This is a genomic window from Myroides sp. N17-2 (assembly GCF_002286775.1).
In the GTDB taxonomy this organism is placed as follows: domain Bacteria; phylum Bacteroidota; class Bacteroidia; order Flavobacteriales; family Flavobacteriaceae; genus Flavobacterium.
Window position 1 is genome coordinate 22713 of the sequence record NZ_NSGJ01000054.1, and the last position, 12314, is coordinate 35026.

A 12314-nucleotide genomic window follows, 5' to 3' on the forward strand; every position below is an offset into this window, starting at 1 on the left:
TTTATCTTTGTATGACAATTAGTTACGGTTTTATAAGAGAAATTGATTTATTAACACAGGGGTAAAAATTAACGTTAAGGAAACATTAGGCTAACTTAAATGGTTTACTTTTGCGCCTGATTATTATCATTTATTAAAAATGTCATTAAACAATATTTTTCAGTTTTTAGTGCCAAAGGATAAGACTTTCTATCCATTATTTGAAAAGGCAGCAGGTAAGATTAAGAAACTATCAGAAACTTTAAATGAAGCAGTAAATGCTCCAGCTAAAGAAAGAGATCAGTTATTAAAAAACGTAGAAGTATTAAAACAAGAAATTGAAGCTATCGCTCAAACTACACGTGTAGAACTTGGAAAAAACTTCATTACTCCTTTTGATCGTGAGGATATCCACAAGCTAATTACAGCTGTTGATGATATCGCAGATCACTTGTCTGATGCGGCATCTCGTATGAGATTATACCAAATCGATAAAGTGACTAAAGCGTTGAGAAAACTTACAGAGGCTAACGTAGAAGCTTGTAACGAAGTTGCTAAAGGGCTTTTAATCTTAAAAGACAACAAGAACTTCGAAGCTTTAGCAGAAATAAGTAAAAACATTTCTCGTTTAGAGCGTAAAGCGGATAAAGTGTTTGATAAAGCTGTTGCAGATATTTTCGAAAACGAAAGTAATGCAATCGAAATTATTAAATATAAAGAGGTAATGATGGCTCTAGAAACAGCAACAGATAGTTGTAAAGACGTTGCTAACGTGTTAGAGACAATTACAGTAAAATACGCTTAATTAAAGGAACATTATTTATGGATTTTTTCTTAGGAATGTTTACTAATCAAGCTGGTATTATGCTGATGATTATTATCGTCTTAGCATTAGGGTTTGATTATATTAATGGTTTTCACGATGCAGCTAACTCTATAGCAACTATCGTGACGACTAAGGTGTTAACACCATTCCAAGCAGTATTGTGGGCTGCGGCATTTAACTTTATTGCCTATTTTATCTCTCTATATATTATTGGAGAATTTAAGATTGGTAATACTATTGCTAAGTCCGTAAATGAGAACTTCATTACTTTAGAAGTGATTTTCGCAGGGCTTGTAGCTGCTATTATTTGGAACTTGATTACGTGGAAGTTGGGTATTCCTTCTTCTTCATCGCATACACTTATCGGTGGATTTATCGGTGCAGCTGTAGCTCACGCTGGTGGTTTTGCACCAGGAGGAGAGGCAGTAATTGTATATGCTAAGGTAATTCCAATCTTCTTGTTTATTTTCGGTGCACCATTTTTGGGGATGATACTGGCATACTTTATTACCGTAGGTATTATGTGGATATGTCGTAATTCTAATTCGCATAAATGTGATACTTGGTTTAAACGCTTACAGTTAGTATCTTCTGCATTGTTCTCTTTAGGACACGGTGGTAATGATGCTCAGAAAGTTATGGGTATTATCGGTGCTGCGGTTATCTTCTATCACGTGAATGTAGATATGGATCCAGAATATTTAGTGTCTGGAGTAGATACATTTAAGGTATTCGTACACGACTGGGGATGGGTGCCATTAGCATCTTTCTTATTTATCGGTCTAGGTACATTATCTGGAGGGTGGAAAATCGTGAAAACGATGGGATCTAAGATTACTAAAGTAACTCCATTAGAAGGTGTAGCTGCTGAGACTGCAGGTGCTGTAGCATTATACGTTACTGAGCACTTAGGTATTCCAGTATCTACTACGCATACTATCACAGGATCTATCATCGGGGTAGGTATTACGAAGCGTATATCTGCTGTGAGATGGGGTGTGACGATTAACTTATTATGGGCTTGGGTATTAACTATTCCAGTATCTGCTATTATAGCAATGGTGGTATATTACCTAGTTTCATACTTTTTATAAGACTATTATATAGATTTATATATAGAAGTGGTACAGTGATGTACCACTTTTTTTTTGGTCTTATTGGAAAAGTTGTGCGTCAGTATGATGTTGGTTGTGTAAGGTATAGGATTAGTATGTTTTATATTAATTAATTAAATGTTACATATTTGTAACATTTATTTCTTACATTTGTAGAGACAAAAGGTACTTTATGTTTGACAGAAATATTAAAAGTATATTATATACTCAAGAAGTAGAACATTTCTTAGATAGTTTAGACATAAAGGCTAGAGCTAAAGTAGTTTATAATGTTGAACGTGTATTGGAATCCTCAGCTATAGATAGTGAACTTTTTAAGAAGTTAGATAATGATATTTGGGAGTTTCGTACCTTATATAGTAAAATACAATATCGTTTACTCTCTTTTTGGTGTCCAAAAACTAACTCGCTTATTATAGCTACTCATGGTTTTATTAAAAAGACACAGAAGACTCCAAAAAAAGAAATAGCGAGAGCGAGGGAGATACGTAGGATTTACTTAGAATCAATTTAGCTATCTTTTAAGCGTTATTAAATATGTAAAAAAACATTGATTGTATGAAAGCATCATTAGATAGTCAAAAGCTTATACTAAAGCCTCATTCGGCTATTGTAGATAAGTATATAGGAAAAGTAGGAACAGCAGCTAGAACTGATTTTGACACTAGAGTTAGAATTGATGTGTTAGCTAGTGAAATCAAACGTCTTAGGAAAAAGAAGAATTTAACGCAAGAACAGTTAGGTGAATTAGTTGGAGTAAAAAGATCTCAAATATCTAGAATAGAGAGTTCTACTTTAAATATCGGGTTATATACTATTCAGAAAGTGTTTACTGCATTAGATGTGAAGTTGACATTTAATATAGAAGAAGATATTACTTTAAGTGTATAAGTTGAAGTGATCAATATATAGAAGTGGTACAGTGATGTACCACTTTTTTTTGGTCTTATTGGAAAAACTGTGTTTTATAATAATGCATTATATTTATTAAAACAGAGCGTATAATGATTATTGTTTGGTGTTATATTTTGAATTTATTGATTTTTAGAGGCTTATGTTAGCTAAAACTTGTTTAGAATAAAAAGTTATAAATGAGCTGTGTTAAATAGTGTTAAGGTGAATTGAGAGTTCAAATCTAATACTAAATTTGATGCTAGTTATGAGACATATTCTAGCACATATTATCGCCCTATTTATCCTACTATCTGTAGTGGGGGTGAAGGTTATGGATACAACTCAAGCTAACTATTCTTCTCAGTATTTAGGAGCTTCACACGGTGTAGATAACATTAGTTATACTATCAAAGGGGAAGTTCAAAAGAGAATTAAAGAATATAGAGCAGATAACTCTTTCTCAAGCATAGAGACAGATAACAGCGATGATGTACATACTTTAGACCAATTGGTTTTAGTAGCAACATTAGTAAAGGTATTTGTATGTGCTATTTTTATTCATTTCGTTTTATTTGCTTATAGAAGACGCCGTTCTTTCTATGAAGCTTTGATACAATTATTTGATCATAAATACATTGTATATCGTACACTGAGAATCTGATCTTAGATTCTCTATAATGTTTACTGATGGGCTATATCGTTTCTTATAGATTATAGCTTTTACAGTGAGGTGCTTGCTTCAAGAGCACTTATTACCCCATATTACACAATTGGTATATTACACATTACATCTGTTTTAAATAGCTTTAGCTAGTTTGAGATCATACACTGTATGCTTTTTTCTAAGCAAGCTTTTGATGTAGTCAATAGAACTTTCGTTTATATGGGTTTATCGAAATCAATTTAATTAGCAAAGTTTATTGTATGAAAAGAGTAGCATTTATTGTTTCTCTAAGTACTGTATTGGCAATGGTTAGCTGTAACTCGCACAAACAGGAAAAAGAAGAAGTTAAGGATTATCCTATTACTAATCCTATAACTATGGATACCATAGTGACTAAAGACTATGTATCACAAGTTAAGTCAATTAAAAACATTGAAATCCGCACACAAGAAAAAGGATATCTAGATGCCATCTTAGTAGATGAGGGACAGTATGTCAATCAAGGGCAGGTGCTGTTTCGCATTAATGCACAGTTGCACAGAGCTGAATTAGAAAAAGCGAAAGCAGAGGTAGCAGAGGCACAGATAGAACTTCAGAATGTAGAGACCTTGTCTTCTAATAATGTGGTGTCTAAAAGCGAGAAAGCTGTAGCTCAAGCTAAGCTACAAAAGGCAAAGGCTGAAATGCAATCTGCTCAAATACACCTTTCTTATACAGAGATTAAAGCGCCATTCTCAGGGTATATTAATTATCTACCTAAACGATTAGGAAGCTTATTAGAAGAGGGAGAATTATTAACTAGTCTTTCTGATAACTCTAATATGTATGCGTACTATAATGTATCAGAGGTAGAATATCTTAATTATAAAGAGGAAGCCAAGAATCACGATGCTGTAGAGGTAGGGTTGGTCTTAGCTAACGGGAAGTTATTACCAAATAAAGGGATAGTAGAAACAATAGGAGGTGAGTTTGATAATGAAACTGGTAATATCGCTTTTAGAGCCAAGTTTCCTAATCCTGATAAACTACTTCGAAATGGAGAGACAGGTAAAGTGAGAATGACTGTGCCTTTAGTACAGGCGATGATCATTCCTCAAAAAGCTACTTACGAGATTCAAGATAAAAAATATGTGTTCACAGTAGATCCTAAAGGAGTAATACACGCTAAGAATATCACTATATCAGGGGAATTACCAGATTTATATATAGTGGGTTCAGGGCTTTCTTCTAAAGATAAAATATTATTAGAGGGAATTCAAAAAGTAAAAGAAGGAGATCAAGTGAAGATTGTGTTTAAAGAACCTAAGCAAGTAATCTCTTCGTTACGCCTTAGCGCAGATTAATCAATTTAATAAGTAATTCAACATTATGTTTAAGACATTTATTCGCAGACCCGTTCTGTCGATTGTTATTTCATTGATTATAGTTTTCTTAGGAGTATTATCATTATTGAAACTACCTGTAACACAATTTCCTTCTATCTCTCCTCCGAAAGTAAATATTACTGCGGAATACCCAGGAGCGAATGGGGAGTTAATGATTAAATCTGTTATTATCCCATTAGAAAGAGCCTTAAATGGTGTACCTGGGATGAAGTATATGACTTCAGATGCTGGTAATGATGGAGAGGCTTCTATACAGGTGATATTTGATTTAGGTACTGATCCTAACTTGGCAGCTGTGAATGTGCAGAACCGCGTATCTTCTGTAGTGAACAAACTACCTCCTTTAGTAGTACGCGAAGGAGTTAAGATCACACGTGAGGAGTCTAATATGCTTCTGTATGTTAACTTATACAGTGATGATCCACACGCTGATCAGAAGTTCTTATATAACTATGCAGATATTAATATACTTTCAGAATTAAGAAGGGTACCAGGAGTAGGAGTAGCAAGTATATTAGGGAATAGAGAGTATGCGATGCGTATTTGGTTAAAACCAGACCGTATGACAGCGTATAAGATATCTTCTGATGAGATAATGAAGGCATTAGAAGAGCAGAGTTTAGAAGCATCTCCTGGACGTGTAGGAGAGAGCTCAGGTAAGAGATCACAGGCTTTTGAGTATGTATTAAAGTATTCTGGACGTTACAGTAATGAGAAAGAATATGGTGATATCATTCTTCGATCTAATGCTGCTGGTGAGATATTGAGATTAAAAGACGTGGCAGAGATAGAGTTCGGAAGTACGATGTATGACATCTACTCTAATCTTAATGGTAAGCCATCTGCCGCTATCGTAGTTAAGCAGTCTTTCGGAAGTAATGCTAGTGATGTAATTAAAGATGTCAAAAGCTTAATGGCCAAATTAGATAGTGACTTTCCTAAGGGAATGCATTATGAGGTGAGTTATGATGTGTCTAAATTCTTAGATGCTTCTATAGAAAAAGTAATACACACATTAGTTGAGGCCTTTATATTAGTAGGGATAGTGGTATTTATGTTCTTAGGAGACTGGCGTTCTACATTAATACCTACACTAGCGGTACCTGTTTCATTGATAGGAACATTTGCTTTGATGGGGGTATTTGGTATTACGTTAAACCTTATCTCACTATTTGCTTTGGTTATGGCGATTGGGGTGGTTGTGGATGATGCTATCGTAGTGATAGAGGCCGTCCACGCCAAGATGGAGGAGAAGCATCTCTCCCCGTATAAGGCAACACAAGAAGCAATGCACGAAATCAGTGGAGCGATTATCGCGATTACATGTGTAATGGCAGCGGTATTTATACCTATTGCTTTTATGAGTGGACCAGTGGGGATATTCTATCGTCAGTTTGCTATTACTATGGCGACAGCTATTGTGTTATCAGGTATTGTGGCGTTGACATTGACACCTGCTTTATGTGCGTTGATATTAAAGAATAATCACAGTGTTCCAAGAAAGAAAACAGTCTTAAATAGATTCTTAGATGGATTTAATAGGCTGTTCGTGATAGGGGCAAGTAGATATAATAACATCCTGCTTAAGATCGTAAATAAGCGAACATTGACATTCGGGATGTTAGCAGCCTTCTGTGCAGGAGTGTACTTTTTGAACAATAGTCTGCCTACAGGATTTATACCTAATGAGGATCAAGGGATGTTCTATGCGATTATACAGACACCTCCAGGATCTACATTAGAGCGTACAAATCAAGTAGCCGCTAAGTTACAAAAGATAGCTGAGGGTATAGACGGCGTACAGTCTGTATCTTCATTAGCTGGGTATGAAATTCTAACAGAGGGAACGAGTGCAAATACAGGTTCGTGTCTAATCAACTTAAAGAGTTGGGAAGAACGTAGCAAATCTGCACAGGAGATTATAGAGGAATTAGAAGAGAAGTCAAAAGAGTTGACAGGTGCGAATATTGAGTTCTTCCAGCCACCAGCAGTGCCAGGATACGGAGCGGCAGGAGGTTTTGAGTTGAGATTATTAGATAAATCGGGAAGTGGTGACTATGCGAAGATGGAGCAGGTGAGTAAAGACTTGGTTAAAGAGCTTAGTAAACGCCCTGAGATAGGATCTGTATTTACGTTCTACAGTGCTAGTTTTCCTCAGTATCTATTAAAGATAGACAATGATAAAGCAGAACAAAAAGGAGTGTCTATCTCTGCTGCGATGGAGAACTTATCTACTCTAATAGGAAGTAACTATGAGACGAGTTTTATCAAGTTTGATAGACCTTATAAAGTAATGGTACAGGCACTTCCAGAGTATAGAGCATTGCCACAAGACGTGCTGAAGATGTTCGTGAAGAATGATCAGGGAGAGATGGTGCCGTACTCTGCTTTCCTAACTTTAGAGAAAGTATATGGGCTATCAGAGTACACTCGTCATAATATGTATAACTCAGCAGAGATAAGTGGTGCACCAGCTCCAGGATATAGTAGTGGGGCTGCTATTAAAGCGATTACGGAAGTGGCAAAAGAAACATTGCCAAGAGGATATGGTATAGACTGGGCAGGTATCTCTAAAGACGAGGTGTCTAGAGGTAATGAAGCAGCTGTCATATTTGCGATCTGTTTAGGATTTGTGTACTTGATTCTTGCAGCGCAATATGAGAGTTTCATCTTACCTCTACCAGTCATATTATCACTTCCAGCGGGTATTTTCGGAGCGTATTTTTGTTTGAGTTCTTTGGGATTAGAGAATAATATTTATGCTCAGGTGGCGATGGTGATGTTGATCGGGCTACTTGGTAAGAATGCTGTGCTGATAGTCGAGTTCGCTATCTTCAGGCATAGAGAAGGACACAGTGTATTTAAATCTGCTGTAGAGGGAGCAAGTCTTCGTTTTAGACCTATTCTGATGACTTCGTTTGCCTTTATCGCAGGATTAATTCCTTTGGTAATAGCATCAGGGCCTGGGGCTATAGGAAATAGAACGATAGGAACGGCTGCGGCAGGAGGGATGCTAATCGGTACTATTTTCGGATTGATTATCGTGCCAGGGTTATACTTTATTTTTGGAACAATAGCGGATAAGACTAAGTTGAGTCGCTATGAGGATGAAACACCATTATCAGAACACATTGAGATCGATGAATAAGCAAGATATAAATAGAATAGGTATTATAGTCATAATGGGAATAAGCTTGTGGAGTTGTAAGACTCCGCAAGCTGCTATAGACTTTGACAGTAAAGCAAAGTTGCCTACAGCTTATAGTGTGTCAGATGATACGCTAAATAGTGGATTAACGCCTTGGCGTCAGTTTTTTACGGACAAGAATTTGACTTCTTTAATAGAAGAAGCATTGACTAATAATCAAGAGCTGCTAATCACTCTTCAAGAATTAGAAGTAGCGAAGAATGAAGTACTTTATAAAAAAGGGAAGTTAGCACCTAAGGTAGGAGCAGGTATAGGTACAGGAGTTGAGAAAGTAGGAAGATATACTAGCCAAGGAGCTGGTGATGCGAGTACTGATATAGAGCCTGGAAGAAAGATGCCTGAGCCGTTAGGAGATTTCTCTGCGGGCATTACAGCGAGCTGGGAAATAGATATGTGGGGCAAACTTCACAATGCTAAGGAGGCTGCGGTAAAGCGATACTTAGGTACAGTAGAGGGGAAGAACTTTGTACTGTCTAACTTAATTGCTGAAATAGCGAGTTCGTATTATGAGTTGTTAGCTTTAGATAATCAGTTAGACTTAACCTTGCAATATATCGACTTGCAAAAGCAGGCACTTGACGTAGTAAAAATACAGAAACAAGCAGCAAGAGGAACAGAGTTGGGGGTGAAGAAGTTTGAAGCTGAACTGTTGAAAGCACAGGGATTAGAGTTTGCGATAAGACAAGAGATTACAGAAAAAGAGAACCGTATCAATGCTTTGCTAGGACGCTATCCACAAGCGATAGTTAGGGATAAAGAGCACTTTATGGCATTAGTACCAGCTACTGTAAAGACTGGTATTCCATCTCAGTTATTATCTAACAGACCAGATATTAAACAAGCAGAGCTAGAGTTAGAGGCAGCCAAGTTAGATGTGAAGGTGGCTAGAGCAGAGTTTTACCCTTCGTTAGATATCTCTGCTAGTTTTGGCTTAAATGCTTTTAAACCTTCGTATTTGACGAAGTTACCTGAGTCGATGATGTATTCATTAGTAGGTGAGTTGGCGGCGCCTTTAATTAATAAAAGCGCTATAAAAGCAGAGTTTAATACTGCAAATGCTCACCAGGTACAGGCGCTATATGAGTATGATAAGAGAATAGTGAATGCTTATCTAGATGTGGCAAATCAGATGTCTAAAATACAGAATATGCAAAAGGTGTATGAGTATAAAGACAATGAGTCTAAGACCTTGTCAGAGTCTGTGAATATCGCTAATCTGTTGTTTAAATCATCAAGAGCAGATTACTTAGAAGTACTGATGACACAACGTGAAGCGATGGATGCCAAGCTCGAATTAGTAGAAACGAAAGCTAAACAGTTAAATGCTGTAGTGGACATCTATAAAAGCCTTGGAGGCGGATGGCAATAAGATAGAATAATGCTGATTTGATTTTGATAAAATCCTATACTGCTTAAGAGGTGATAAGGAACTCTTAGGTATATAGGTGAAAAAAGGAGCCATTGGCTCCTTTTTTTTATTCTTCTTCTCTCTGTCCCATCATCATTAGATATGCCTTTAAGAATTTGTCAATTTCTCCATCCATAACAGAATCTACATCAGTAGTTTCAAATTGAGTACGGACATCTTTGACTAATTTATAAGGATGCATCACATAGTTTCTGATTTGCGACCCCCATTCAATCTTCTTCTTATTAGCTTCGATTTCATCACGCATAGCTTGTTTCTTCTTCAGCTCTATTTCGTATAATTGAGACTTTAAAAGTTGCATCGCTTTCGTTTTGTTATCTAATTGAGAACGGGTTTCTGAGTTCTCAATGATAATACCAGTAGGGTGGTGACGCAGACGTACAGCAGTCTCTACTTTATTTACGTTTTGTCCACCAGCACCGCTAGAGCGCATAGTTTCCCACGAAATATCAGCAGGACTTACTTCGATCTGTATAGTATCATCCGCAAGTGGATATACATAAACAGACGCAAAAGATGTATGTCGCTTCGCATTACTGTCAAAAGGCGAGATACGGACAAGGCGGTGTACACCGTTTTCTCCTTTTAGATAACCAAAAGCAAACTCCCCATCGAACTCTAGTGTAACGGTTTTGACACCAGCTACCTCTCCAGCTTGATAGTTTAGTTCTTTTACATTTATCTTGTTCTTCTCTCCCCACATAATGTACATACGCATCAACATCGCTGCCCAATCACAACTCTCAGTACCACCGGCACCAGCTGTAATCTGTAATACGGCACTCATACTGTCTCCTTCATCAGATAGCATATTCTTAAACTCTAGCTCCTCGATGATTTGCAAAGTTTTTTGATACTGTTCTACTACCTCTTCTTCTGTGTATTCTCCTTCTGCATAAAACTCTAAAAGAATCTTTAGTTCTTCTAAATTAGACATAGCAGATTCATAACCCTCTACCCATTTCTTTTTGGATTTGAGAGCTTTAACGATGATTTCTGCTTCTTTTGGATGATTCCAAAAATCAGGAGCAAATGTCTTTTCTTCCTCGTTGGTTATTTCGATAAGCTTCTTATCGACGTCAAAGATACCTCCTTAACGCACCAAGGCGATCAATAATATCCTTCTGTTGTTCTGTGGTTACCATAATTTTTAATACTTTTATACCACAAAAATACTTATTCCTATTCAATTTATGGAAATTAATTTAATCAGTGATACAATCACTAAGCCTACACCTGAAATGTTGAATTATATGATGAAAGCAAGGGTAGGGGATGATGTTTATAAGCAAGATGGAAGTACGAATGAATTAGAAATTGCTGTAGCTGAGTTGTTTGGAATGGAAGCTGCCCTTTTTTTTCCTTCAGGAACGATGGCAAATCAAGTAGCGATTAAGCTACATACACAGCCTGGAGATCACCTTATTTGCGATAAAAGCTCTCATATAAATATGTTTGAAGGCGGAGGAATAGCTGTGCATAGCGGAGTTAGTTGTGCATTAGTAGATGGAGATAGAGGAAGAATAACTGCTGAACAAGTCTTAGAAAACTATAATGATCCAACTAATTTTCACTTGCCAATAACTAAATTAGTGTGTTTAGAGAATACAACTAATCTTGGTGGCGGTGCGTGTTATGAGTTGAATGAGATAGACCGCATTCGCGAGGTATGTAATCAGAAGGGATTAAAACTACACTTAGATGGAGCGAGATTATGGAATGCTTTAGTAGCAAAATCACAACATCCTAGTCAGTTCGGTGCTTTGTTTAATACGATATCAGTGTGTTTCTCTAAAGGCCTTGGAGCACCAGTAGGTTCTGTCTTATTAGGATCTAAAGAAGATATTAAAAAAGCTATTCGCATTCGTAAACTTATGGGTGGAGGAATGCGTCAAACAGGATATCTAGCAGCAGCAGCATTGTTTGCACTTAAGAATAATGTAGGACGTCTACAACGTGATCATTTTAGAGCAAAGCAAATAGAAGCGGTTTTAAGCAAGAAGATTTGGATTAATGAGGTTTTGCCTGTTCAAACTAATATCGTTGTTTTTAGACTGCATGAGGTAGCTCAAAACAAGACGCTATTAGATAAATTAAAACAAAAGAATATTTCTATTAGTGAAATGGGAGGTGGATGGCTTCGTATGGTGACACATTTAGATTATCGCGAAGTTATGCATGAGTATGTAATGGAGGCTTTAACTAGACTTGAACTATAATCGGATACTTTTGTAATCTATTTATATTTAAGACTTTTTATGTTTTTAGATAATATAAATTGCTTTACCTTTGTTTAGAATTAAATTAAATAATGGAAAAACTAAAACAGCGTTGGGGACTTACGTCAAACTTTCAAGTAGTGGTTATTTTGATTGTCTTTGCTATTACGGGATCGACAGCCGCATTTATTGCTAAACCTATTTTATCGTATTTAGGAATTGAAAGAGGTGTGATGAATCCTGTACTTTATTGGGTTTTATACATTGTATTAATTCTGCCTGTATATAAAGTTATTTTATTATGTATTGGTACTTTATTCGGTCAACGTGAGTTCTTTTGGAACTTTGTAAAAAAGATGTTGAAGAATATGGGAATGGGATTCTTGTTCCCTAAAGAGAAAAAGGAAGAGAATAAATAAATTACACATTGAAATAAATTATTTAAAAAGGCTACCCATGGGTAGCCTTTTTTATGTTTTATAGGATCAATCTCAAAAGTTGTGTTTATGCATAAAGTTTAGTCAATCTGTATAAGAAGAAGTCAATATCTCTTACTCCTCTAAATTGAGCCCTGAATGCTTTAATTTTGGCATTA

11 protein-coding genes and 1 pseudogene are annotated in these 12314 nt (G+C 36.3%); 10 read left to right on the forward strand and 2 right to left on the reverse strand.

Annotated elements, in window-relative coordinates:
- The first annotated feature begins 139 nt into the window (after positions 1-139).
- The 8 genes from CF599_RS16940 to CF599_RS16975 all read left to right on the forward strand — a co-directional run bounded on the left by CF599_RS16940 (position 140) and on the right by CF599_RS16975 (position 9440).
- On the forward strand, positions 140-784 hold the full coding sequence (locus CF599_RS16940) for a DUF47 domain-containing protein (RefSeq protein ID WP_121967145.1): 645 nt from the start codon (positions 140-142) through the stop codon (positions 782-784).
- 17 nt (positions 785-801) lie between these two features.
- Positions 802-1899 carry an inorganic phosphate transporter gene (locus CF599_RS16945; RefSeq protein ID WP_121967146.1) on the forward strand — a complete coding sequence of 366 codons (1098 nt, stop codon included), beginning with the start codon at positions 802-804 and terminating at the stop codon, positions 1897-1899.
- Between the two features lie 193 nt (positions 1900-2092).
- Positions 2093-2434: a type II toxin-antitoxin system RelE/ParE family toxin gene (locus CF599_RS16950; RefSeq protein WP_121967147.1), complete on the forward strand. Its 342-nt coding sequence runs from the start codon at positions 2093-2095 to the stop codon at positions 2432-2434.
- Positions 2435-2478: 44 nt separating this feature from the next.
- Positions 2479-2811, forward strand: a complete 333-nt coding sequence (locus CF599_RS16955; protein WP_121967148.1) for a helix-turn-helix domain-containing protein — start codon at positions 2479-2481, stop codon at positions 2809-2811.
- 268 nt (positions 2812-3079) lie between these two features.
- On the forward strand, positions 3080-3475 hold the full coding sequence (locus CF599_RS16960; RefSeq protein WP_143824828.1) for a hypothetical protein: 396 nt from the start codon (positions 3080-3082) through the stop codon (positions 3473-3475).
- 263 nt (positions 3476-3738) lie between these two features.
- Positions 3739-4821, forward strand: coding sequence for an efflux RND transporter periplasmic adaptor subunit (locus CF599_RS16965; protein WP_121967150.1), 1083 nt, complete (start codon positions 3739-3741; stop codon positions 4819-4821).
- Between the two features lie 25 nt (positions 4822-4846).
- Positions 4847-8011, forward strand: a complete 3165-nt coding sequence (locus CF599_RS16970; RefSeq protein WP_121967151.1) for an efflux RND transporter permease subunit — start codon at positions 4847-4849, stop codon at positions 8009-8011.
- Complete coding sequence (locus CF599_RS16975; RefSeq protein ID WP_254050351.1) at positions 8004-9440, forward strand: TolC family protein; 1437 nt, start codon at positions 8004-8006, stop codon at positions 9438-9440. The genes CF599_RS16970 and CF599_RS16975 overlap by 8 nt, the downstream gene beginning before the upstream one ends.
- A 106-nt stretch (positions 9441-9546) precedes the next feature.
- Here the strand turns inward: CF599_RS16975 and prfB are convergent.
- Positions 9547-10645, reverse strand: a protein-coding gene (prfB, locus tag CF599_RS16980) for a peptide chain release factor 2 (RefSeq protein ID WP_121967152.1) whose coding sequence is annotated in 2 segments (ribosomal slippage) — positions 9547-10581 and positions 10583-10645 — 1098 coding nt in all. Because the reading frame shifts where the segments join, the coding sequence is not laid out codon by codon here.
- Positions 10646-10693: 48 nt separating this feature from the next.
- On the opposite strand from prfB, the gene CF599_RS16985 reads away from it, so the two are divergent.
- On the forward strand, positions 10694-11719 hold the full coding sequence (locus CF599_RS16985) for a low specificity L-threonine aldolase (RefSeq protein WP_121967153.1): 1026 nt from the start codon (positions 10694-10696) through the stop codon (positions 11717-11719).
- A 92-nt stretch (positions 11720-11811) separates the two neighbouring features.
- On the forward strand, positions 11812-12138 hold the full coding sequence (locus CF599_RS16990; RefSeq protein WP_121967154.1) for a DUF6787 family protein: 327 nt from the start codon (positions 11812-11814) through the stop codon (positions 12136-12138).
- 85 nt (positions 12139-12223) lie between these two features.
- Here CF599_RS16990 and CF599_RS19985 read toward each other — a convergent pair.
- Positions 12224-12314: pseudogene (locus CF599_RS19985) on the reverse strand (transposase); the annotation flags it as partial.

Coding starts and splice junctions, on each gene's coding strand:
- CF599_RS16955 (WP_121967148.1), top strand. CDS start 2,479: ATGAAAGCATCATTAGATAGTCAAAAGCTTATACTAAAGCCTCATTCG.
- CF599_RS16950 (WP_121967147.1), top strand. CDS start 2,093: ATGTTTGACAGAAATATTAAAAGTATATTATATACTCAAGAAGTAGAA.
- CF599_RS16965 (WP_121967150.1), top strand. CDS start 3,739: ATGAAAAGAGTAGCATTTATTGTTTCTCTAAGTACTGTATTGGCAATG.
- CF599_RS16960 (WP_143824828.1), top strand. CDS start 3,080: ATGAGACATATTCTAGCACATATTATCGCCCTATTTATCCTACTATCT.
- CF599_RS16945 (WP_121967146.1), top strand. CDS start 802: ATGGATTTTTTCTTAGGAATGTTTACTAATCAAGCTGGTATTATGCTG.
- CF599_RS16975 (WP_254050351.1), top strand. CDS start 8,004: ATGAATAAGCAAGATATAAATAGAATAGGTATTATAGTCATAATGGGA.
- CF599_RS16940 (WP_121967145.1), top strand. CDS start 140: ATGTCATTAAACAATATTTTTCAGTTTTTAGTGCCAAAGGATAAGACT.
- CF599_RS16985 (WP_121967153.1), top strand. CDS start 10,694: ATGGAAATTAATTTAATCAGTGATACAATCACTAAGCCTACACCTGAA.
- CF599_RS16970 (WP_121967151.1), top strand. CDS start 4,847: ATGTTTAAGACATTTATTCGCAGACCCGTTCTGTCGATTGTTATTTCA.
- CF599_RS16990 (WP_121967154.1), top strand. CDS start 11,812: ATGGAAAAACTAAAACAGCGTTGGGGACTTACGTCAAACTTTCAAGTA.